This is a genomic window from Streptomyces sp. NBC_01077 (assembly GCF_045162855.1).
Classification (GTDB): Bacteria; Actinomycetota; Actinomycetes; order Streptomycetales; family Streptomycetaceae; genus Streptomyces.
On record NZ_CP108669.1, the window covers coordinates 7,463,899 to 7,486,632 of the forward strand.

The 22,734-nt window shown below is 71.8% G+C and carries 14 protein-coding genes and 1 tRNA gene; 6 read left to right on the forward strand and 9 right to left on the reverse strand.

What is annotated here, in order from left to right; genetic code table 11:
- Window position 1: 1 nt before the first annotated feature.
- On the forward strand, window positions 2-2,449 hold the full coding sequence (locus OG462_RS33785) for an RICIN domain-containing protein (RefSeq protein WP_406063556.1): 2,448 nt from the start codon (window positions 2-4) through the stop codon (window positions 2,447-2,449).
- A gap of 143 nt (window positions 2,450-2,592) precedes the next feature.
- Here the strand turns inward: OG462_RS33785 and OG462_RS33790 are convergent, their stop codons facing one another.
- Complete coding sequence (locus OG462_RS33790; protein WP_406063558.1) at window positions 2,593-3,264, reverse strand: DUF4097 family beta strand repeat-containing protein; 672 nt, start codon at window positions 3,262-3,264, stop codon at window positions 2,593-2,595.
- Window positions 3,265-3,506: 242 nt separating this feature from the next.
- Here OG462_RS33790 and OG462_RS33795 point away from each other — a divergent pair, with 242 nt between their 5' ends.
- The gene (locus tag OG462_RS33795) at window positions 3,507-4,259 is read left to right on the forward strand and encodes a helix-turn-helix domain-containing protein (RefSeq protein ID WP_406063560.1); all 753 of its coding nucleotides are present in this window, start codon (window positions 3,507-3,509) and stop codon (window positions 4,257-4,259) included.
- 64 nt (window positions 4,260-4,323) lie between these two features.
- Here OG462_RS33795 and OG462_RS33800 read toward each other — a convergent pair whose 3' ends face one another.
- From OG462_RS33800 to OG462_RS33815, 4 genes are all read right to left on the reverse strand, one after another.
- Entirely contained in the window at window positions 4,324-6,078 is a 1,755-nt protein-coding gene (locus OG462_RS33800; RefSeq protein ID WP_406063562.1) for a glycoside hydrolase family 35 protein, read from the reverse strand.
- A gap of 377 nt (window positions 6,079-6,455) precedes the next feature.
- Window positions 6,456-6,944 carry a molybdopterin-dependent oxidoreductase gene (locus OG462_RS33805; protein WP_406063563.1) on the reverse strand — a complete coding sequence of 163 codons (489 nt, stop codon included), beginning with the start codon at window positions 6,942-6,944 and terminating at the stop codon, window positions 6,456-6,458.
- A 163-nt stretch (window positions 6,945-7,107) separates the two neighbouring features.
- Window positions 7,108-9,912 (reverse strand): molybdopterin-dependent oxidoreductase, encoded by a 2,805-nt coding sequence (locus tag OG462_RS33810; RefSeq protein ID WP_406063565.1) that lies wholly within the window; start codon window positions 9,910-9,912, stop codon window positions 7,108-7,110.
- Entirely contained in the window at window positions 9,909-10,781 is an 873-nt protein-coding gene (locus OG462_RS33815) for an FAD binding domain-containing protein (protein WP_406063567.1), read from the reverse strand. Before OG462_RS33815 ends, OG462_RS33810 begins: the two co-directional genes overlap by 4 nt.
- A gap of 394 nt (window positions 10,782-11,175) precedes the next feature.
- On the opposite strand from OG462_RS33815, the gene OG462_RS33820 reads away from it, so the two are divergent.
- Window positions 11,176-11,646, forward strand: coding sequence for an SRPBCC domain-containing protein (locus OG462_RS33820; RefSeq protein ID WP_406063569.1), 471 nt, complete (start codon window positions 11,176-11,178; stop codon window positions 11,644-11,646).
- Between the two features lie 64 nt (window positions 11,647-11,710).
- Here the strand turns inward: OG462_RS33820 and OG462_RS33825 are convergent, their stop codons facing one another.
- Both OG462_RS33825 and helR read right to left on the reverse strand, forming a co-directional pair.
- Window positions 11,711-12,130 (reverse strand): hypothetical protein, encoded by a 420-nt coding sequence (locus tag OG462_RS33825; RefSeq protein ID WP_406063571.1) that lies wholly within the window; start codon window positions 12,128-12,130, stop codon window positions 11,711-11,713.
- 147 nt (window positions 12,131-12,277) lie between these two features.
- The gene (gene helR, locus OG462_RS33830) at window positions 12,278-14,482 is read right to left on the reverse strand and encodes an RNA polymerase recycling motor ATPase HelR (protein ID WP_406063573.1); all 2,205 of its coding nucleotides are present in this window, start codon (window positions 14,480-14,482) and stop codon (window positions 12,278-12,280) included.
- 315 nt (window positions 14,483-14,797) lie between these two features.
- Here helR and OG462_RS33835 point away from each other — a divergent pair, with 315 nt between their 5' ends.
- On the forward strand, window positions 14,798-16,039 hold the full coding sequence (locus OG462_RS33835) for a cytochrome P450 (protein ID WP_406063575.1): 1,242 nt from the start codon (window positions 14,798-14,800) through the stop codon (window positions 16,037-16,039).
- A 108-nt stretch (window positions 16,040-16,147) separates the two neighbouring features.
- Here the strand turns inward: OG462_RS33835 and OG462_RS33840 are convergent, their stop codons facing one another.
- Together OG462_RS33840 and OG462_RS33845 are read right to left on the reverse strand one after the other, a co-directional pair.
- Complete coding sequence (locus tag OG462_RS33840) at window positions 16,148-19,417, reverse strand: ATP-binding protein (RefSeq protein WP_406063577.1); 3,270 nt, start codon at window positions 19,415-19,417, stop codon at window positions 16,148-16,150.
- Window positions 19,418-19,471: 54 nt separating this feature from the next.
- Entirely contained in the window at window positions 19,472-20,674 is a 1,203-nt protein-coding gene (locus tag OG462_RS33845; RefSeq protein WP_406063579.1) for a serine hydrolase domain-containing protein, read from the reverse strand.
- A 214-nt stretch (window positions 20,675-20,888) separates the two neighbouring features.
- Here OG462_RS33845 and OG462_RS33850 point away from each other — a divergent pair.
- Window positions 20,889-20,962, forward strand: a tRNA-Ala gene (locus OG462_RS33850).
- Window positions 20,928-22,709 carry a methionine--tRNA ligase gene (gene metG, locus OG462_RS33855; RefSeq protein ID WP_406063581.1) on the forward strand — a complete coding sequence of 594 codons (1,782 nt, stop codon included), beginning with the start codon at window positions 20,928-20,930 and terminating at the stop codon, window positions 22,707-22,709. Before OG462_RS33850 ends, metG begins: the two co-directional genes overlap by 35 nt.
- Window positions 22,710-22,734 lie beyond the last annotated feature (25 nt).

Here is a 22,734-nt window from a genome sequence, read left to right on the forward strand (position 1 = left end):
CGTGCAGACCTCCTCCGTTCGGGGCGCCTCCGGGCGCCGACGGAAAGTCCGGCTCGGCGCGCTCGCCGCGGGAGCCGCGCTCGCCCTGCCCACCCTCGTCGGCGCCCCGGTGGCCGCCGCCTCGGCGGCGCCGACCGCCGAGGCCGGATCCGAGGCCGAGGCCGACGCGCTGACCGTCCGGCCCGACCCCAGCTACCAGCAGCCGGCCTTCGAAGGCTGGGGGACCGCCCTCGCCTGGTTCGCGAACGTCACCGGCGGCTGGCCGGACGAGCGGCGCAACGCCCTCGCGGACGCCCTCTACGGCGCGGACGGCCTCGGATTCACCGTCGCCCGCTACAACATCGGCGGCGGCGACAGCCCCGAGACCGTCCCCTACATGCGGGCCGGCGGTGCCGTACCCGGCTACTGGAACCGGCCCGGTGCCGAGTCCCCCGACTGGTGGGACCCGGACAACCCGGCCCACTGGAACGACCGGGCCGACGCCAACCAGCGCTGGTGGCTCTCCGCCGCCAAGGCCCGCGGCGCCTCCACCTTCGAGGCCTTCTCCAACTCCGCCCCGTACTTCATGACCCGTAGCGGTCTCGTCTCCGGCGCGGCCGACCCCCGGCAGGACAACCTCCGCTCCGACCAGTACGAGCGGTTCGCCGCCTACCTCGCCGGTTCCCTCCATCGCGCCGAACAGGGTTCCGGTGTCACCTTCGACTCGATCTCCCCGGTCAACGAGCCCAACACCGACTACTGGCGGGCCGGCGGCCGACAGGAGGGATCCCACTGGGACCCCGCGTCCCAGGCCCGGATGATCAGCACCCTGCGCGCCACCCTCGACGCCCGGGGCGTCACCACCCCGATCGCCGCCATGGACGAGACGAACCCGTCGACGGCCCGCGCGAACTGGGAGCAGTACGCGCCGGCCGTCCGTGATGCCGTCGGCCGGATCAACACCCACACATACGGTACGAGCGGGCGCACCGGGGTCCGTGACGTCGCCAAGGGCGAGGCCAGCCCGCTGTGGATGTCGGAGGTGGACCTCGGCGGCAGCGTGCCGCAGAGCTTCACCGACATGAGTCCGGGGCTCGACCTGGCCCGCCGGATCAACGACGACATCAGGGAACTGGAGCCCCGGGCCTGGGTGTTGTGGCAGGCCGTCGAGGACTACGAGAACATGACCCCGGAGCGTGAGAACTCCAACTGGGGCCTCATCCAGACCGACTTCACCCCCACCGACGCGGCCACCGAACCGCTGCGCAAGAACAAGAAGTACGGGGTGATGGCGCAGTACAGCCGATTCGTCCGGCCCGGCGCCCGTGTCCTCGCCACCGACGACCCCGACACGCTCGCGGCCGTACGGCCCGGAGGCCAGGGGCTCGTCCTCGTCCACACCAATCGCAGCGGTGCCGCCCGTGAACTCACCCTCGACCTCGACGGTTTCGGGACCGTCGGCGGAGCGGTCGAGCGGTACACGACCGACGCCACCCGCGACGTCCAGCGCGGTACGGACCTCAGCACCGCGGGGAGGACGATGACGGCCACCGTAGGCGCCGGCTCCGTCACCACCTTCGTCCTCCCCGGCGTCACGGGGGTGAACCCCGCCGCCACGAGCGCGCCCGTCGGCGCGGCCCGGCAGATCCTCAACGACCACAGCGGGATGGCCCTCTCGGTCACCACCGCCGCCGGGAAGGACCTGCCGGTGCAGCGCGCCTCGAACCCGGCCGACACCGCCCAGCAGTGGACCTTCACCAAGCTCGCGGCGACCGACTGGGGCAACGCGGCCACGTACCGGGTGACCAACGCCAGGACGGGCAAGGCGCTCGCGGTCACGTCCGGGACGCTCGGCCTCGCGGCCCCCGGGACCGGTGCCGAACAGCGGTGGATGCGTTCCACCACGGGCGACGGTCACGCCACGCTCCTCAACAGCGCGTCCGGGCTCCTCCTGGACGTCTTCGGCGCGGCGGCCCACGACGGCGCCGAGGTGGGCGTCTACCGGCCGACCACCGGGGCCAACCAGTCCTGGACCTTCCGCCCGGCCGCGTCCGCCGCCTGGCAGACCCCGGTGTTCCGACACAGCTCCAAGTGCCTGGACGTGGTGGGTGGTTCGACGGCCGACGGCACGTCCGTCGTGCAGTACGGATGCAACGGCGGAACGAACCAGCAGTGGTCGCTCCGGCCCGCCGCCGCCGGCTACGTGAGCGTCGTCGCCCGGCACAGCGGCAAGTGCCTGGACGTCAGCGGCGCTTCGACCGCCGACGGCGCCCAGGTGTTCCAGTACACCTGCAACGGCGGCCGGAACCAGGAGTGGGCGGTGCGGTCGGCCGCCACCGGACATGTCACGCTCGTGGCTCGGCACAGCGCCAAGTGCCTTGAGGCGGAGGGGTCTTCGACGGCCGACGGCGTCGCCCTGCGCCAGTACGCCTGCAACGGCGGAACGAACCAGCAGCTGCGGTTCGGCTGACGGACGGAAGGCGGCCGAGAACGCCGACAGGGCGGCGTACTCCGACTCGGTGTCGGAAGTACGCCGCCCTCGGGTGGGACGAGGCTCGGGCGGCGGAGACGGCCCGCCTTGTCACGGTGGCCGGCTCGGTCGCGGTGACGGTTTCAGAGGCTGCGGGCGGTGATGTCGCCGTAGGAGGTGGTGGCGTGGATGTTGAGGCCTGCGGTGGTGCCGGCGGTGTGGGTGAGGGCGTTGTGGATGCGGCCGTAGGCGGTGCCGGCGTCGAGGGTGGCGGAGACGCCGCGGGCGGCGCCGACGGTGATCTCGCCGGACTGGGTGGTCAGGGTGACCGTGCCGCTGACGGCTTCGGTGATGCGGAGGTCGCCCTTCTGGGTGCTGATCTCGGCGGGGCCGCCGAGGCGGCCGACCGTGATGTCGCCGGCCTGGAGGGTGAGGCGGGCGGTGGCGGTCTCGTCGAGGTTGACCGTGCCCTGTGCGCCCTCGACGGTGACGTCGCCGAGGCGTCCGACGCCGCGGAGTTCGGCGGCGGCGGTCTTGGCCTCGACGTGGGAGCCGGCGGGCAGCTGGACGGTCACCTCGACCGATCCGGAGTCGCCCAGGATCCGGTTCTTCGCCGGGGCGGCGGTGATCCGCAGGACGCCGTCGGCGTACTCGACGGTGATCTGCTCGGCGGCCTTCACGTCGGCGCCCTTGGCGGCGTTCGCGGGGCGGACGTCGACGGTGGCGTCGGCCCGGTCGGCGGCGATGAGCTGGATGCGGCCGGCGGGGATGTCGAGGACGGTGGAGATCGCGGCGGTGGTGGCGAACTTCTGCAAGGTTCTTCTCCTTCTTGGGGCGGGCCCACTGTCGGGCCGCCGTTTCCGATGAGGAAAAAGCTACGTTGCGTTCACGATATGGGCAACAGTTCTGTTGCGTGAAATCATGATTATCGCAGGTGAGGGCCTAGAATTCATTGCAATGGTTCTGGCCTTAACGCAACACCCCCACGTCTGTTCGTTGCAATGGATTGAGGGTGAACGCTAAGGTGGGGATTCCACGGACCACGAAGGAGACCGCGATGCCGGGCGGCAGACTCACCCAGCAGGAACGTCAGCAGATCGCGCTGGGGCTGGCCGAAGGCCTCGCCTACGCCGAGATCGCCAGGCGTCTCGACCGTCCGACCTCGACGATCACACGCGAGGTCATGCGGAACGGCGGCCCCACCGCCTACCGCTCCGACCTCGCCCACCGCGCCACCGAACACCGGGCCCGCCGCAAGCAGTCCACGGTCCGGGACCCGAAGGTGCTCCCGCAGGCCCACGGACGCGACGCCGAGGCCGTGCGCGCGTACGAGGAGGTGTTCACCACCGTCATGATGCAGTCGGGCATGCCCCAGATGATGGCCCGGGTGATGGGTTCCCTCTGCCTCGCCGACACGGGCAGCCTCACCGCGTCCGAACTCGCCCAGCACCTCCAGGTCAGCCCGGCGTCCATCTCCAAGGCGATCACGTTCCTGGAGAGCCAGGGCCTCGTCCGCCGGGAACGCGACGAACGCCGTCGCGAGCGTTACATCGTCGACAACGACGTCTGGTACCAGTCGATGATGGCCAGCGCCCGGTCCACCGCTCGGATAGTCGAAACCGCACGCGAGGGCGTCGGCGTCCTCGGCCCCGGCACCCCGGCCGGCGCCCGCCTCGAGAACATCGCCCGCTTCCTTCAATTCGTCTCCGAGAGCACCGCCCGCGCGGCCGAGCAGGCCCGCGAAATCCTCCACACGAAGCCCGAGGCTGGGCCCTCGCCCGAGGCTGCGCCCTCGGACAGCGCCACCTGAGCCACACACGGATCGCGGCGCCCTGATCCCCCCGGGGGGTCAGGGCGCCGGCCGGTGAGAAGTCCTACTCCTCCGTCGGACCGAGGTCCGGCGTCGCGCGGAAGGTGACCGTGCGCGCCCGGTGGCCGGCGTGGAGTTCGAGGACGACCAGCTCGTTCGCACCGGAGCGCAGCACCGGAGCGGGGACGTACAGGGAACGCTGCGGCCCCCGGGACCAGTAACGGCCCAGCGGGAAGCCGTTGATCCAGGCGTTGCCCTTGGTCCAGCCGTCGAGGTGGAGGAAGGTGTCGGCGGCCTCGTCCACGTCGAAGAAGGCCCGATGGAAGGCGGGTCCGACGGGTGTCGTCGTGGTGGGCGCGAAGGGGATGCCGGCCGGGCCGGGCAGGGGGAGGGGGCGGTTGGTCCAGCCCGCGAGTTCGACCCCGTCGAGGAGGACCTTTCCGAGCAGGCCCTTGCGGTCGTGGATGCCCTGGCCGTAGTTCACCCGTCCCTGGTTCTCGACGAGGACGGTGAGGACACTGCCCGCCCGGGGCACCGTGAAGGACAGTGCGTGCTCGTGCTGTTCGCGCTCCAGGACGCCCACGGGCTGCCCGTCGACGAACACCTGGGCGCGGTCGCGGACGTGCTCGACCTCAAGCAGTGCCGGTCCCCGCACGGGCAGCGTCGTCTCGTAGAGAACGAAACCGAAGTCCTGCTCCAGCTCCTCCATCGTGAGCGGGCGGCGCGACTCGACGGCCACCGGGGCGAGCGCGGCCGCGTTCGGCAGCAGCTCGGCGCTCTCCGTCAACGCGAGGGCGGGCAGGGCGAGTTTGGGGCCGGGAGCCGGTACGGGCTCGCTCGGAACCGGTGCGTACTTGGCGATGACCTCACGGAAGGCCGTGTACTTCGCCGTCGGGTCCCCGGCCTCGTCGAGCGGGGCGTCGTAGTCGTAGGAGGTGACGGTGGGGCGGTAGGTCCCCTTGTCGTTGGCGCCGTTGGTGAAGCCGAAGTTGGTGCCGCCGTGGAACATGTAGAAGTTCACGGAGGCGCCGGAGGCGAGGAGTTCGTCCAGCTCCCGGGCCGCCGTGTCCGCGTCCCTGACCACATGGTGCGCGCCCCAGCGGTCGAACCAGCCGATCCAGAACTCCGTTGTCATCAGCGGCCCTTCGGGACGCCGGGCGCGCAGGGCGGCCAGATGGTGGGCCGAGCGGCTGCCGAAGTTGGCCGTGGCGAGGACGCCGGGCAGCGCGCCGCGCTCCAGGTCCACCGGCTGGTCGCAGGTGAAGAGGGGGACGTCGACTCCGCAGCGGCGCAGGGATGCGGCGAGGTGCTCCAGATACGCGGTGTCGTCGCCGTACGCCCCGTACTCGTTCTCCACCTGTACGGCGAGGATCGGGCCGCCCTGTGAGGCGAGGTACGGCCGGAGGGGCGTCAGCAGGCGGGTCAGGTAGTCGTCGACGGCCGCGAGGAACCGGGGGTCGCGGGAGCGCAGGCGTATGTCCGGTTCGGCGAGCAGCCAGGACGGAAGGCCGCCGCCCTCCCACTCGGCGCAGATGTACGGGCCGGGCCGGAGCAGGACGTGCAGTCCCTCGGCGGCGGCGAGTTCGAGGAATCGCGGCAGATCGAGGCCGCCGTCGAGGTGGAAGGTGTCGGGGCGTGGCTGGTGGAGGTTCCAGGGGACGTAGGTCTCGACGGTGTTGAGGCCCATGAGCCGGGCCTTGCGCAGGCGGTCGGCCCACTGGTCGGGGTGGACCCGGAAGTAGTGCAGCCCGCCGGACAGGAGCCGGAAGGGGCGGCCGTCGAGCAGGAAACCGGCCTTGTCTGTCTGGAGATCGGGCATGGGGTGGCGGCTCCTGTACTCGGGAATTGCTGCTACGAGTATGTTTACGTAAACATACTCGTAGGGCAAGCCTTGCGGTGCGACCGCGACTCGTGGGTGGAATTCGGGTCCCGCAGTCGTGCCCTCAAGGCCGCCACCCGCCTCGTGGGACTGGGGCTCACCACCGCCTGCTCGTCCGGCAGGACCGCATCCGGCGACTCCGCCGGGTCCACCGGCGGCTCGGCCCCGTCAACGACACCGCCGCCCGCCTCGCCGGCACCCGGATCAAGCGGTACCTGATCGCGGTGTACGCCCTGATCGGCATCGTCGCTGCCGTCGCGCGGCGAACGCGCGGTCGGTCTCCCCCCGACTGAGCGCCGCCGCGACCCGCCCCCGGGTCAGGCCGGTACCGGTACCGGGCAGGCCCCGATCCAGATCCCGGTCACGGCGCTGACGTACCGGGCGCCGCAGCGGTCGGAGGGGACGACGAGCTGCGTACCGGCCGCGTCGAGGTCCGTGTCGTCCATGCGGGTCGCGAGGAGGACGGGCGCGTTGCCGAAGTCGGCGTCGATCTCCGCCCACGACAGGACCGTGTGATGGCCGTCGCCCCCGCTCACGGCGAGCACGAACCGCGAACGCTCCTTGCGCCGGGCGGGGTCGAAGTCCGGCCGGACGTGGGCGAGCACTTCGCGGAGCAGGGGCCCTTCGAACGTGTGGTGCTGGGGCCCGGCGGTGGCGCAGTCGAAGACGACCTCGGCCCGGTGCTGCTCCCAGCCGGTCCGGAGATCGGCGACGGTCAGGCGGTTCGGCCGCGCCACCTCCCCCCACAGCGTGAACTCACCCGCGCGGGTGACGGGCGGGGCGGGCGGAGCGCTGGGTCGACTCATCGGAAATCCCCTTCGGACGGCCGGACAGCCGGGCGGTCGGTGCGGCGACTGCGCCCAGTGATACCCGACCGCCGGTGCGAGGAACCGTGTGTGCCAGGTGAATCCCACTCTCCAGTCCGCGATTGTGAGCTTTCTACGAGTGTTCCGATCGCATCTTCCGGGTTCAAAGCCCAACGGGTCGTGGGTCGCCCCCGGCGGCTGCGCGCGCCTGTTCGAGCGCCAGCCACACCCGGTCCCGGGTCACGGGCAGTTCCGTGAAGCGGATGCCGGTCGCGTCGCGGAGCGCGTTCGCGAAGGCGGGGCCCACCGGGTTGAAGGGGCTCTCGCTCATCGACTTGGCGCCGAGCGGTCCGATCGCGTCGGCCGTCTCCGTGAAGTGCACCTCGGTGCGCGGCACATCGGCGTACTGGGGGAGCCGGTAGCGGCGGAAGGCCGCTGTGGTGACCTCGCCGCGCTCGTCGATCCGGACCGTCTCGAAGAGGGTGGCGCCGAGCGCCTGGGCGACACCGCCCTCGACCTGGCCCCGGCACTGCATCGGGTTCATGACCTTGCCGGCGTCGGCCGCGTGGACGCTGCGGAGGATACGGATCTCCCCGGTGTCCGGGTCGACGGCCAGCCGGAACCACTGGGCGTTGAAGGCCACCGAGCGCGGGGATCCGCCCCAGTGCCCGTCCGCCCCCAGCTCCTCCGCCGCGCCGAGCGCGTGCCCCGCCTCGTACAGCTCCTTGAGGGGCACCGTACGGCCGGCGCAGTCGACGGCCTCGGCGCCGAGCACGCACAGATGGCGGGCGACGCCGGTGTGGCGGGCGGCGAGGGTGCGCAGCCGCTCGGCGAGCGACTGCGCGGCGAGGAGGACGGCCTTGCCGGCGACAACGGTGCCCGCCGATCCGAAGGCGCCGGTGTCATGGCGCACGACGTCGGTGTCGGACTGGCGGATCGTGACGCGGTCCCCGGTGGTGTGCAGGGCGCCGGCGGTGATCTGCTGGTGGACGGTGGTGGTGCCGTTGCCGAACTCGGCGGTGCCGACAGCGACGTCGTACGTCCCGTCCTCCAGGAGCGAGACGCGCGCGTCGGCGTAGTGGCCGCCGGGCGGGCCGGTGGCGATCATCGCCATCGCCGTGCCCTGCCCGGTGAGCCAGCCCTCGGGCACGTCCTGCTCGCTCGTGTCCTCGGCGATGGCCGTACGGACGACCGCGAGGCACTGGTCGAGGCCGTACGAGGCGATGTGGAGGTCCTCCTCCTCGCCGATGGGGCTGTGCATGGCCTCACCGGGGCCGATGATGTTCTTCTCGCGGACCACGAGCGGGTCCATGCCGAGGCGGCGGGCCAGTTCGTCCATGACGGACTCGACGGCGAAGGTGACCTGGCCCAGGCCGTAGCCGCGGAAGGCACCCGCCGGGACCGCGTTGGTGTACACCGACCAGGCGTCGACCTTCTTGTGCGGGGCGCGGTAGACCGCGAAGGACTCGCCGACGCTGTGGAACATGACCGCCGGACCGTGATTGCCGTACGCGCCGGTGTTGGACACCACCCGCATCTGTACGGCGGTCAGGGTGCCGTCGGCGCGGGCGCCCACCTTGATGCCGATGGTGAACGGATGGCGGGTGGTCGCCCCGTAGAACTGCTCGGCCCGGGTGTACTCCAGCTTCACGGGCCGCCGCAGCTTCAGCGCGGCCAGCGTCACGATGTCCTCGGTGAGCATCTCCTGCTTGCCGCCGAAGCCGCCGCCGACGCGCCCCGCGACCACCCGGACCTCGTCCTCCGGCAGGCCGTACAGCGCGCAGAGCGCCCGCCGGGTCAGGAACGGCGTCTGCGTCGAGGAGCGTACGGTGAGCCGCTCGCCCGTCCCGTCCTCCTTCGGCTCGAAGTACGCGACGCAGCCGTGGGTTTCGAGACTCGCGTGCTGGACCCGCTGGGTACGGAAGGTGTCCTCGACGATGAGGTCCGCCTCGGCGAAGCCCCGTTCGACGTCCCCGATCTCGCCGTGCACCTCACCCGCCACGTTGTCCGCGGCGCGGGCGATCCGCGCCTGCGGACCCTTGTCGCCGTGGAGCGCCGGAGCGCCCGGCCGCATCGCGGCCTCCGGGTCGGTGACGTACGGCAGTTGCTCGTACGTCACCTCGATCCGGCGACAGCCCTCCTCGGCCGCCTGCTCGCTGTCGGCGACCACGGCGGCGACCCGTTGCCCGACGTACCGGACGACGTCGTCCAGGACGCGGGTGTCGTCGGGGTCCTCGGTGGGATGCTCGTGGCGGGCGCTGGAGTACAGCGTCGCCGGCGCGTCCTCATGGGTGAGTACGGCATGGACCCCGGGGACCCGGAGCGCGGCCGAGGTGTCGATCGCGAGGATGCGGGCGTGCGGGTGCGGGGAGCGCAGCAGCTTCATGTGGAGCAGGCCGGGGACCTCGATGTCGAAGGTGTAGCGGGCCCGTCCCGTGACGACCTCGGGCCCGGCCGGCGCGCCGACGTTCCGGCCGACCGACTTGCCCGCGCAGGGCCGTTCGGTGTGCTGGACGCCGTGGACAGCGTCCTCGATCGCCCGGTAGCCCGTGCAGCGGCAGATGTTGCCCTTGAAGGCACGGGGCAGATCGTCCAGCTTGCCGTCGTCGTGCGCGGTGCCCCGCTCGGCTTCGAGGGCGGCCGTGGTCATCAGGAAACCGGCCGTGCAGAAACCGCACTGGTATCCCTGAGCATCGAGGAACTTCCGCTGTACCGGGTGGAGTTCACCCTCACGGGAGGCGAGGCCCTCGACGGTGGTGACGCTGCGCCCGTCCGCCCGTACCGCCGGATAGAGACAACTGTGGACCGGCTCGCCGTCGACATGGACGGTGCAGGCGCCGCAGTCCCCGGCGTCGCAGCCCTTCTTCACTCCGAACCAGCCGCGTTCGCGCAGATAGGTACGCAGGCACTGGCCGGCGCGCGGAGCGTCCTCGAAGGGACGGTCGTTGACGTGGATGCGGAAGCTCATCGGGGGTCCTCCTGGGTGCCGGGCCGGGTCGGTTCACGGCGGGCTTCCGCGGCTTGGGGTCGGGTCAGTTCGCGGCGGACCTCCTCCGCGAGGCGCAGCCCCATGTGCCGTCGCCAGGCGGGCAGTCCGTGGATGTCGTCGAACCAGTCGTCCTCCGCGACGGTCGACTCGACGGCCTGCCGGAGCCGCTCGGCGTCCGGTGGCAGCGGAAACCAGAACCGGAACGGGCGCACGGTCGCTGCGCTGATCGTCACCGCCATCGAGCCGTCCACCGGATCGAGCGTCCCGGTCACCAGAGCACCGGAGCGGCCGAGGCCGTACAGCGACGCCTGACGGAAGGCCGTACGGCAGCGCAGGGCGCGCGCCGGCAGGGTGACCGACCGCAGGAGCTCCCCCTCGGCGAGGTCCTTGCGGCCGGCACCGGTGATGAAGTCGACGACCTTCACGCGCCGCAGCGAGCCGTCCTGGGCGCGCAGCAGACACTCCCCGTCGAGGGCGGCGGTCAGCGAGATCATCGGCCCGGCCGGAAGGCCGTTGCAGAGGTTCCCGCCGACGGTCGCCATGTTCCAGATCTTGAACGAGGCGAGGAAGGCCCGGCAGCACTGCTCGAACAGCGGTGCCGCCGCGGCCCGCGACGAGCGCCCGAACCGGGACAGCTGGGCGACCGTGCAGGTCGCGGCGATCTCCAGGGACCCGTCCGCCCGGTGCGTGAGCGGCTCCCAGCCCATACGGCTCAGATCGACCAGCCGGCGGAGGTGCGGCTGAGGCTCGGAGAACAGATACGTCCCACCGCCCAGCCATGCGTCCCCCGGCCGCCAGGGTTCCTGCCGCCGGGCGTCCCGTACGTCCGTCACGGTGTTGAGATCCATGCCTCTCCCCGCCTCCTGACCTGTTCAATTCAGGCCAGTGAAGCTCGGGAGGGGCGAGGCGGACGACTGGTGCGGCAGCCGGAAAATCCCAGCTCGGAGGGTGGGTGCACTGGAGGATCAACCAGGAGGAATTCCGGACGGGTCTCGCTGATCACCGGGATCCCGGCCTCGTCGGCCGGTGGAGGTGACCGCGGTCATGGGGGTGCTTCGGAGCACCTCAAGGTGCTGCGGGACGCCGGTCTGGTTACGCTGCGCAAGGACGGGACGAAGCGGTTCCACCGGGCGGACCGGGAAGCGCTCGGCCCGCTCGCCGACTACCTCCAGGCGATGTGGGCCCCACGCTCGACAGCCTGGCCCGGCTCGCCGAAGAGGCCGAACGGAGCGAGAAGCCCCGATGACGATCCCCCCGACCCCCATGGACACCGTCACCCTGGAGCGGCGCATCGCCGCCCGCCCCGAGACCGTCTTCGGCTTCTTCACCGACCGGGAGAAGTGGCTGTCGTGGATGGGCACCGACGGCATGTTCTTCTTCGAGCCGGGCGGTTCCTACCGCGCCCGGCTCACCGGCGAGAACATCGTCTCCGGCCGCTTCATCACCGTCGACCCGCACCGGCGGATCGTCTTCAGCTGGGGCTGGGAGTCCGGCCCCATGCCCGTCCCGCCGGGTTCCAGCACGGTCGAGATCACCCTCGAACCCACTGCAGACGGCACCGTCCTCCGCCTGATCCACAGCGGTCTGCCCTCCCCGGAGGCCTGCGAGGCCCACGCGGAGGGCTGGCAGCACTACGTCGACCGCCTCGCGACCCGCGCCGAGGGCGGCGACCCGGGCCCGGACGCCTGGATGCGGGAACAGCCGGAGGGCTGAGCGCCGGACTCCTTCGAGGGGCTGAGCGTCGGACTCCGTCAGGAGTCGAGGTCAAGGGTCGACGTCAGGCGCCCACCGGTACGGGGGTCCGGCCCGTGGCCCCGGCGCCGAGTTCGCGGACGAGCCGGAGCCCGAGCCGCAGGTACGCGGCGAGGTCCGCGCGCGGGGCCTTACGGACGAGCTGACGGATCGCCTGCATGGCCTCCCAGGCGGAGGTGTGCGCGAGGGACCCGCCCCAGGTCTCACCGAGACCGTCCGAGAGGTAGGCGCTGAACCCGAGCTGGAGCGCTCCCGCCCGGCGCCGCTCTTCCTCGTGCGCGTCCAGAGCCCGTACGAAGAATCGTTCCGCCTCTACGGGGGGAAGGGCGGAACGGATGATGCGCAGGTACGGCGCGACAAGCGACGCGACCTCGGGGCACTCCCCACCGGGAACGACCTGGTCGTTGAGAACGGGAGCGGCGGCGTGTTCGCGTGTCTGAGTCATGAACCTATCGATACGTCATCTCATCGCAGGAACGTCCATGGCGCGCCCACGTACGACACCGGTTCGCCCCACGGAGGCAGGGAAGGCCTGGTCCGGCACCTGAACAGGTGCCGGACCAGGCCTCCGCGTGCTGCCGTCCGGTGACCGTCAGGCGCTCGTCAGGACGACGAGTTGCCTGGTCGCGCGGGTCATCGCCACATAGCGGTCCACCGCCCCCTCGATGCCCTCGCCGTACTTCTCCGGGTCGACGAGGACGACCAGGTCGAACTCGAGGCCCTTCGACAGGGTCGGCGTGAGCGACTGGACTCGGGGCCTCGGCCGGAACCTGGGATCGCCGATGACACAGGCGGTCCCGTCGGCGTGGGCGTCGAGCCAGTCGTCGAGGATCGCGTCCAGCTCCGTCACCGAGTCGTGGACGACGGGAATGCCACTGCTGCGCACCGACGTCGGTACGTTCGCGTCCGGGAGCGCGGCCCGGATGGCCGGCTCGGCCTCGGCCATGACCTCTTCCGGCGTCCGGTAGTTGATGCTCAGGGACGCCACGGTGATCCGGTCGAGCCCGACCCGCTCCAGACGCTCCTGCCACGACTCCGTGAAGCCGTGCCTGGCCTGGGCGCGGTCGCCGACGATGGTGAAACTGCGTGACGGGCAGCGGAGCAGCAGCATCTGCCACTCCGCGTCCGTCAGTTCCTGCGCCTCGTCCACGACGATGTGCGCGAACGGGCCGGCGAGCAGGTCGGGTTCGACACCGGGCAGCGCGGCCGTGTCGACCAGACTGTCCTTGAGGTCCTGTCCGCGCAGCATCGTCACCGCGCCCTCGCCGTCGACGTCGGCGGCGAGCACGTCGGCGATGACATCGGCCATGCGCGCGCGTTCGGCGGCGACGGTGGCCTGCTGCCGGCGCCTGCGCCGTGCCGCCTCCGGGTCGCCGAGCCGCTGCCGCGCCGCGTCCAGGAGCGGCAGGTCGGACACCGTCCAGGCCTGCGCGTCCTCGCGCTGCAGCGTCCGGACCTCCTCACGGTCGAGCCACGGGGCGCACTTCCGCAGGTACGCGGGGACCGACCACAGGTCCCCGACCAGGTCGGCGGCCTCAAGCAGCGGCCACGCGCCGTGGAGGGCCGCGGACAGCTCCTCGTCCTGCCGCAGTGCCCGGCGGAACTCGTCCTCCGGGACCTCGTCGCCGAGCTTGCCCAGGAGGATCGTTCCCACCTCCTCCCAGATCTGCTCGCGCGCCTCGTTGTGCGGCGTACCGGCCTCCGGCGCTTCGAACGCCTCGGCCCAGTCGCCGACGCTCAGCCGGACGTCGGCCCAGTCGGTCGAGACCGTGATCCCGTGCGTGGGCGGCTCCTCGTAGAACCGGACGGCCGCCTCGATCGCCCGCACCATGCCCGCGGACGACTTCAGACGCGCCACCTCGGGATCACGCTCGGTCGCCGCCTTCGCTCCCTCGGCGACGAGGTCCCGCACGGTGCAGGTCTGGACGCCCTCCTCGCCGAGGCTGGGGAGGACATCGGCGACGTACGCCAGGTAGGGCTGGTGCGGACCGACGAACAGGACGCCGCCCCGACGGTGCCCGAGCCGCGGGTCCGCGTACAGGAGGTGCGCGGAGCGGTGCAGCGCGACGACGGTCTTTCCCGTGCCCGGCCCGCCGTCGACGACGAGGGTGCCGCGGGAGCCCGCCCGGATGATGGCGTCCTGGTCGGCCTGGATGGTGGCGAGCACGTCGCGCATCCGGGGCGACCGGCTGCTGCCCAGGCTGGCGATGAACGCGGACTGGTCGTCGAGCGCCGCGTGCTCCTCGAGCCCGTCGGCGGTGAACACCTCGTCCCAGTAGTCGCTGATCCGGCCGCCGCTCCAGCGGTACCTGCGACGGCTCGCGAGACCCATCGGGCTGGCGTGGGTCGCCGCGAAGAACGGCTCGGCCGCCTGGGAGCGCCAGTCGACGAGGAGACGACGGCCCGTGCTGTCGGTGAGGCCGAGGCGACCGATGTACACGGGCTCCGCGCCGTCCGCCCCCTCCGTACCTTCCGCACCTTCCGCACCTTCCGTGCCGACGATACGGCCGAGGCACAGGTCCAGGCCGAAGCGACGCAGGGTGCGCAGGCGCCCGGTCAGCCGGTGGATCTCCGCGTCCCGGTCCATCGCCTCCCGGCCGGCACCGCCCGGGGCCTTGCGCGTGGCGTCGAGCCGGTCGGACAACTCGGCGATCGTCTCTTCGAGGCTCTTCGCGATGGCCGCGAAGTGCCGCTCGTCGCCGGCGATCAGCGCCGGGTCGGCCTTGGGGGAGAGGCGGTCGGGAAGGTCGAAGGCACTGGTGCCGCGCGACTGGTCCACCGACGAAAGCACACGCACTGGGTAAGTCTCATTTCTGCAGGTCCTGGCTGAGGAGAGTGATTCTGCGGTACGACGGGGGCCTTGCCGCAAGCCCCCCTGTGCGCTATAAGTTGTAAGTGGCGAGAGGTGAGTACACCTTCTCGCCCTTCCTTTTTCGGGCGTCGCCGCCGCCGGTTTCAGACGCCCGGTCTCACACGCCCGCTCTCGGACGACCGCTTTCAGGCGCCGGCACTGCGGCCCCCGCCCTGAAACCAGCCTGAAGCCACGCTGAAGCCGGCCCCGGCCAGGCTCTGCCTCATCACCTTCCCACAGGGCTTCGAAAGGCAGACCGACATGACCGCCGTGCACCTCACCCCCGAGCAGGTCCAGCACACCGCCCCCGGTTACGCCGGACTCCGCCGGCGCCCCGAGCTGCCCCACGTGGTCCTGCCCGGCCTCCGGACCCCCGCCCGGCTCGTCACCGGGTACGCCGACGTCAAGGCCGCACTCACGGAGCCCCGGCTCGTCCGCGACCGGGGTGCGATCCCCAGCGGCTCCGAAGAGGCCGACCCGCAGGACGAGTTGATGGAGGCCGCGTCCGCCGGACTGCCCGCCGAGTACGTGAAGTACTTCTCCGGTCACCTCGCGCTCTTCGACGCCGAGGAGCACGCCCGCCGCCGCGCCCCGCTCACCCGGGCGTTCACCGCCCGCCGGATCGCCGCCCTGCGGGAGTTCGTCGAGCGCAAGGCCGACGAACTGCTCGGCGCCGCCGAGCCGGACGGCGACGTCATCGACCTCCTCGGCGAGTTCGCGTACCCCCTGAGCACACACGTCATCTGCGAGCTCGTCGGAGTCGACGAGAAGGACCGCGACCAGGTCTGCGCGTGGATCCGCGACTTCGCGTACGGCGACGGAAGCCGGATGGGCGAGGCCCTCGTCGGCATCGTCGAGTACTGCAAGGAGCTCGTCGTCCGTCGCAGGGCCGAGCCCACCGAGGACCTGATCTCCGCCCTCGTCGAGGGCGCCAGGGAGAGCGAGGACCCGCTCAGCGACGACGAGTTGGTCGGCATCGTGTTCCTGCTCATCAACACCGGCATCACCCCGCCCGCGCTGTTCCTCGCCCACGGCGCGCTCGCCCTGCTCGACCACCCCGAGCAGGCCGCCCGCCTCCACGCCGAGCCCGAGCTGCTCCGGACGGCCGTTCCCGAACTCCTGCGGTACATCACCCTCGTACGGATCGGGGCCACGCTGTACGCCGCCGAGGACTTCGACTTCGCCGGGACCGCGCTGACCGCCGGCGAGGCCGTGACCGTGGCCCTGCTCGCCGCCGACCACGACCCGGAGGAGTACGGGGAGAGCGCCGAACGACTCGACATCACCCGCGAGTTCGGCCGGGGCGACGGTCGCCTCGCCTTCGGTCACGGTGCCCACTACTGCATCGGCGCCGCGCTCGGCAGGCTCGTCACGACCGTCGTCCTCGACCGGCTGTTCGTCGGCCGTGACAGCCTCCGTCTTGCCACCGACCGCGAGGAGCTGGAGTTCGGGCACTGGCCGGCCGACGGCTTCCACCTGGTGAGCCTGCCCGTACGGCTGTGAACGGCTCAGGGGCCAGGCTCCGGGGCCCAGGACTCAGGCCCCGGGGCCCAAGACCCAGGGGCCCGGGGTCCAAGACCCAGGGGCCCAGAGTCCAAGACCCAGGGCTCGTCAGTCCTTCCGCTCGGCGAGCAACGCCAGGGCTACGGATGCCAGTTCGTCCCGTTCCAGGGCGACGTACTCCGACACCGCGTCGGCGTAGGCCGCCCGGTCGGCGTCCTCGGCGGCCTGCCGGGAGCGGGTGGAGGACATCGTCGGCTGGAAACTGCGCAGACAGCGGAACCGGTCCGCGAGGGCGACGAGCCGGACCCCCGTATCCGTACGGCCCCGGTCCAGATCCGCGTATCCCAGCGCGAGGAGCAGCGCCCCGCAGACGGGGAAGCCGACCGGGACGAGCCGCCCGGCGCCGCCCTCCCGTTGGGAGAGCAGCGAGGCGAGTTCGTCCGGGAGTGCGGCGAGGAGCGTCTCGACGGGACCGAGCCGGGAGTGCTGTGCGTGGGCCGCGACCGCGACCGCGGCTATCTCCAACGACCATGATTCCAGGGGAAGTCCGCTGCCCAGGATCGGATCGTCGACTTCTTCGAGGGTGCCGACGGCCCGCCGCCACAGCGCCAGTCCCCGCTCCGTGTCGCCGCGCGCGAGGGCGAGCTCGGCGCGGGCGCCCAGGTCGGGCGTGAGCAGCTCCACGGCCTCCTCGGGCCGGTGGCGTACGGCCAGGTCCAGCCAGTGCTCGGCCCCGTCGAGGTCGCCGGTCTGGAGCGAGGCCAGCACCATGCCCCACCGCAGGCCCACCATGTCCTTCCAGTCGCCGAGGTCGTCCATGACCCGCATGGCCTGCTCCATGTATCCGAGCGCCTCGGCGCCGCGCTCGGTGTTCAGACAGAGCTCGCTCATCCGGGACAGCCCCAGGATCGCGAGCCAGGGAATGCGCCGGCCCTCGAAGTGCGCCAGCATCCGCTCGGCCGACTCCCTGGCCCGCTCCGGCTCGTGCGCGCTCTCCCAGAGATATCCGCTCAGGCCCTCGGCGACCCCGGCGAGCAGCGGTTCCTCGCGTGCGCACAGCGCGTCGAGCGGCGTCCTGTCCTGACCCAGGATCCCGGGCATGGCGTTGAGTACGGTGGCGATGGCGCCGATCAGGGTGACGGGGGAGGGCGGCGGCAGCCGCCGCAGCGCGACCATGAAGCGGGGTGCGCCGGAGCCGGAGCCGAGGTAGGCGTTGGCCGTCACCAGGGTGGCGAGCGTACGGGTGACCTCGACGTACGGCGGCGCGGGCCGGTAGCGCGACAGGAGGTGCCCGGTGTCCTCCGTGAGGGCGATGAGGCGGGCGTAGTTGGCCTCGGTCGTCCACAGACTGCCGAGGACCGCGGCGGTGGCGGTGACCGTCGGCAGGTCGGGACCGGCGTCGGAATCGAGCGCGAGCCGAAGGGCCCGCAGCAGGTTGTCCTGGTCGGCACGGATCCGGCGCCAGGCGTGGTACGCGTCGGGGCCGAAGGGCGCGTCATGGTGGGCGAGCCCGAAGTCCCGGGCCCAGACGGCGAATCGGCGCTCGATCGCCTCGCCCTCGCCCGCCTCGGTCCGCCGGGCCGTGCTGAACTCCCTGACGGTCTCCAGCATGTGGAACCGGGTGCCGGTCGGGGTCTCCGTGACCTTGAGCAGCGACTGGTCGACGAGGTCCTGGAGGAGATCCAGGACGTCGAGCACGTCGAGGCCGCCGAGGCGCCCGCCGCCACCGCCGTCCCCGAGGGTTCCATGGTCACCGCTGTCCCCGATGCCTCCGTCTCCCCCCTCGTTCCCCTCGCCCCCGTCCAGGAGGTGACACGCCGAGTCGGCGGTGAAGCCCCCGGGGAACACCGACAGGGCTCGCAGCGCCGCCCGCCCCTCCGATGTCAGCAGGTTCCAGCTCCAGTCGACGACCGCGTGCAGCGTGCGATGGCGCTGCGGCGCGTCCCGGCTGCCGCCGCGCAGCAGCGCGAACCGGTCCCCGAGACGGCGGTCGATCTCGGCCACCGACAGGACCCGTACCCGGGCCGCGGCCAGCTCCGCCGCCAGCGGAAGCCCGTCGAGGCGGCGGCACAGCGCGTCGACCGTGTCCGGCGGCAACTCGACGTCCGGCCGGGCGGCCCGGGCCCGTCGGGTGAACAGTTCGACGGTCGTGGCCCGGTCCAACTCGGGCAGCAGGTACACCGATTCGGAGGAGAGGCCGAGCGGTGTACGGCTCGTGGTGAGCACGCGCAGGTCCCGACTGGACGCGACCAACTCCCGTACGAGCTCGGCGACTCCGCGCACGACCTGCTCGCAGTTGTCGAGCACGAGGAGCGCGGGCCCCGGCCCCAGGGCGGCCACGAGCCCGGCCACCAGCTCTCCGGGCGGTCCGCCCGCCGGGGTGCGGGGCGCGTCGGCGACCCCGAGCGCGGCGGCGACCTCGCCTGCCACGTCCGCGTCGTCCGTGACACCGGCCAGCGGGACCATGTGCACCAGGCGCTGCTCGGCGGCTCGGGACACGGCGCCGGCGAGGCGGGTCTTGCCGAGGCCGCCAGGACCGAGGACGGTGGTCACACGGGAGGAGCGCAGCAACTCCGCGACGGCGTCCAGGTCGCGGTTCCGGCCGAGCAGCTCGTTCGGCTCGTGCGGCACTCCCCGGCGTACCGTCGGCGCCTCCTCGCGCAGCAGTTCCTGATGGAGCGCCCGGAGGGCCGGGCCGGGGTCGGTGCCGAGCTCGTCGCGCAGCCGGCGCCGGTAGCGGTCGTATGTGGTGAGGGCGGCGGCCGTACCGGAGGTGGCCGCCTCGCACCGGACGAGTTCGAGCAGCAGTTCCTCGTCCCTCGGCAGCTCCCGTACCAGCTCGCCGAGCCGGGCCGCGGCCTCCTCGCGGCGCCCGGTGCGCGCGAGCTCGAGTGCCCGGACCCTCTCCAACGCCCGGTGAGCACCTGCCCGTTCGGACCGCAGCGCCGCCACCGGATCGCCGAGCACCGCCCCCGCGTCCGCAGCCCCGGGGCCGCCCCACAGTTCGAGCCCCGCCTCGGCCTCGGCGAGCGCCCCGGCGTGATCCCCCGCGCGCGCCTTGTCGGCGGCGTCGGAGACGTGGAGGAGCAGGGCGGCGCAGTCGACCTTGTCCTCCGACAGTGCGAGCCGATAGCCGGCGGGAGTCGAGACGAGCACGTCGGCACCGAGCTTGGCGCGGGTCCGCGAGACCAGGATCTGCACGGCCTTCACCGGATTCTCCGGCTGCTCGTCCGGCCACAGCCCCTCGACGATCCGAGCGGTGCCGCACCCCGCCCGTAACTCCCCGGCGAGCAGGGCCAGAAGCCCGCGCAGCCGGGGAGCGGTGATCTCCTCCCCGCGGTACGACACCGTCGACAGCAGGGTCAGCTCAATGCTCATTCCCGCAGGCTAGCGAAGCGGCCGCGGGGTACCAGGTCCCTTCATCACGACTTCCTAGCGCGGGGACACCCCGCCGGCGTAGACGTTGTTCGGGGTGGCGACCGCGGTGATCGCCCGGGCGAGCAGCGTGGACGGCTCCTGGCCCCCGACCTGGGAGTCGGTGTTGAGGATGAGGACCAGGGTGGCCTTCTGCGCGGGCAGGTAGACCGTCACGGTCTCGTAGCCCGGGATGGAGCCGTTGTGGCCGATCCAGCCGTTGGTGTTGAGGATCCCGAGGCCGTAGTTGGTGCCGGGGAAGCCGGTCGGCAGCGTCTTGAGGCGCTGCGCCTGCGTCTCGGGGCTGAGGAGCTCGCCGGTGGCGACGACCTTGGCCCAGTGGCGCAGATCGTGCAGGTTCGAGATCATCGCGCCGGCCGCCCAGGCCCAGCTGGGGTTCCAGTCCGTCGCGTCCGCGGTCGTGTTGTCGAGCGTCTGGTCGGTGTAGCCGCGGGCGTGCGGCTCGGGGAACTCGGCGCCCTGGGGGAACAGCGTGTGGCGCAGGTGGGACGGGCGGAGCACGCGCCGGTCGATGAAGTCGGCGAGCCGGCGACCGCTGACCTTCTCGACCACGAGGCCGAGGAGGACGAGATTGGTGTTGGAGTACTGGAACTGTGTGCCCGGCTTGAACGTGTTCTTGTGCTTGAAGCCGTACGCGAGCACTTCCCGCGGAGTGAAGGGGCGCTGGGGGTCGCTCAGCAGGTCGTGGACGAAGTCCGCGTCCGAGGTGTACGGGAACAGGCCGCTGCGCATCTCGGCGAGGTGACGCAAGGTGATCCGGCGGCCGTTCGGCACACCGTGGACGTACTTGGAGATCGGGTCGTCGAGGCCGATCCGTCGGTCGTCGACGAGTTCGAGCAGGGCGGTGACAGTAAAGGTCTTGGTCTCGCTGCCGATCCGGGCGAAGGTGTCGGTGAACATCGGCTCGCGGGTGACCTTGTCGGCGACCCCGGTGGCGCGGACGTAACGCCCCTTGCCGGGCATCCACAGCCCGACGACGACACCCGGGATGTTCGCCTGCTTGCGGACGTCCTCGATCGTCTTGTCGAGCCGGGCGGTCAGCTCCGGTCCGAGACCACCCGGCGGGCAGTCGTCCTCACCGTGCCGGTCGACGGCGGCGGCCGCATGGACGGGCGTGGCGGGAGTCGCCGCCATCGGCGCCAGCACGGAGGCCACGAGCACCGTCGCGGCGAACAGTCGGCGATAGGGGGTACGTCGCATGTCGGCACGCCTCTTCCAGGGTCATGGTCAGGGACGGCCACATCACCACCGGCACCCCGCACGAAAGGCCCCCCGCCCACCCCGCCCCCCGGCGAGTCCACTCGTTCGGCGCCACCCGGGTCACCGAGCCGGCCCTGAGCCCGGCGCCCTCGTCCCCACCCGCCGAAATTCGGCAGCGGCGGAGTGGGGGCGGCTCGTAGGATCGCCGGCGGATGGGGCTCGTAGCGCAGTGGTTGTCGCGCCTTCACCGCATGTGGGAGGACGCCGGTTCAAATCCGGCCGGCCCCATCCCCCTACGAAAGAGAAGGAGCATTCGAGAATGACTCGACACCTGGTGACCAGCGCGCTTCCCTACATCAACGGGATCAAGCACCTGGGCAACATGGTCGGGTCGATGCTCCCGGCGGACGTGTACTCCCGGTACCTGCGGCAGCGCGGCCACGACGTCCTGTACATCTGCGCCACCGACGAGCACGGCACCCCCGCCGAGCTGGCCGCCAAGGAGGCCGGGCTGACGGTCGCCGAGTTCTGCGCGCGGGCGCACGACGCGCAGAAGGCCGTGTACGACGGCTTCGAGCTGGCCTTCGACCACTTCGGCCGCAGCTCCTCGCGGCAGAACGTCGAGATCACCCAGCACTTCGCGCGGAGGCTGTACGAGAACGGGTTCATCGAGGAGCGGGTCGTTCGCCAGGTGTACTCGCCCGTCGACGGACGCTTCCTGCCCGACCGCTACGTCGAAGGGACCTGTCCCCACTGCGGTTACGACAAGGCCCGCGGCGACCAGTGCGAGAACTGCACCCGCGTCCTCGACCCCACCGACCTGATCGAGCCGCGTTCGGCGATCAGCGGCGCCACGGACCTGGAGGTCCGTGAGACCACGCACCTCTTCCTGCTCCAGTCCAGGCTCCAGCACGAGGTCGAGGCGTGGATCGACGCCGTCGGCGGCGACTGGCCCGCTCTCTCGACCTCGATCGCCCGCAAGTGGCTCACCGAGGGTCTCCACGACCGCGCGATCACCCGCGACCTGGAGTGGGGCGTGCCGGTGCCGGCCGACACCTGGCCGGATCTCGCCGCCGAGGGCAAGGTCTTCTACGTCTGGTTCGACGCCCCCATCGAGTACATCGCCGCCACCGAGGAGTGGGCCGACGCCGCACCCGAGGGCGAGACCCGCGACTGGAAGTCGTGGTGGTACGAGGCCGACGACACCGTTCGCTACACCCAGTTCATGGCCAAGGACAACGTCCCCTTCCACACGGTGATGTTCCCCGCCACCGAGCTCGGCGTGCGCGAGCCGTGGAAGAAGGTCGATCTCGTCAAGGGCTTCAACTGGCTGACGTACTACGGCGGGAAGTTCTCCACCTCGCAGAAGCGCGGAGTCTTCACCGACACCGCCCTGTCCCTGCTGCCCGCCGACTACTGGCGCTACTTCCTCATCGCCAACGCCCCCGAGTCCGACGACTCCTCGTTCACCTGGGAGCACTTCACCGCCACGGTGAACAAGGACCTCGCCGACACCCTCGGCAACTTCGTCAACCGCGTCCTCTCCTTCTCCCGGAAGCGTTTCGGTGACGAGGTCCCGGCCGGCCACGCGGCCGGCGAGGCCGAGGCGAGGCTCGGCGACGAGATCGCGCGCCTGCTCGCCGCGTACGAGGAGCAGCTGGACGCCCTCCAGTTCCGCAGGTCCGCCGCCGCTCTGCGCGCCCTGTGGTCGGCGGGCAACTCCTATCTGGAGGAGAAGGCCCCCTGGCTGGAGATCAGGACCGACCCGGAGGGCGCCGCCCTCACCCTCCGCACGGCGATGAACCTCATCCACCTGTACGCGATCGTCTCCGAGCCATTCGTCCCGGCCACGGCCGCCGCGATGCGCGGCGCCTTCGCCCTCGCCGACGACACCGCGACCTGGGTCGGCGCCGACCGGGCCAGGACCCTGGACGCCGTCCCGGCCGGCACCCCCTTCACGGTTCCGCCGGTCCTTTTCGCCAAGATCACCGAAGAGGACATGGAGTCCTGCCGCGCCCGCTTCGGCGGCGCCTGATCAGAGGCGCCCGCCCGGGGCGGCT

Bases quoted from the DNA above. Each gene is read 5' to 3' on its own strand.
- OG462_RS33795 (WP_406063560.1), top strand. From the start codon at position 3,507: ATGCCGGGCGGCAGACTCACCCAGCAGGAACGTCAGCAGATCGCGCTG.
- OG462_RS33800 (WP_406063562.1), bottom strand. From the start codon at position 6,078: ATGCCCGATCTCCAGACAGACAAGGCCGGTTTCCTGCTCGACGGCCGC.
- OG462_RS33805 (WP_406063563.1), bottom strand. From the start codon at position 6,944: ATGAGTCGACCCAGCGCTCCGCCCGCCCCGCCCGTCACCCGCGCGGGT.
- OG462_RS33810 (WP_406063565.1), bottom strand. From the start codon at position 9,912: ATGAGCTTCCGCATCCACGTCAACGACCGTCCCTTCGAGGACGCTCCG.
- OG462_RS33815 (WP_406063567.1), bottom strand. From the start codon at position 10,781: ATGGATCTCAACACCGTGACGGACGTACGGGACGCCCGGCGGCAGGAA.
- OG462_RS33820 (WP_406063569.1), top strand. From the start codon at position 11,176: ATGACGATCCCCCCGACCCCCATGGACACCGTCACCCTGGAGCGGCGC.
- OG462_RS33825 (WP_406063571.1), bottom strand. From the start codon at position 12,130: ATGACTCAGACACGCGAACACGCCGCCGCTCCCGTTCTCAACGACCAG.
- OG462_RS33835 (WP_406063575.1), top strand. From the start codon at position 14,798: ATGACCGCCGTGCACCTCACCCCCGAGCAGGTCCAGCACACCGCCCCC.
- OG462_RS33840 (WP_406063577.1), bottom strand. From the start codon at position 19,417: ATGAGCATTGAGCTGACCCTGCTGTCGACGGTGTCGTACCGCGGGGAG.
- OG462_RS33845 (WP_406063579.1), bottom strand. From the start codon at position 20,674: ATGCGACGTACCCCCTATCGCCGACTGTTCGCCGCGACGGTGCTCGTG.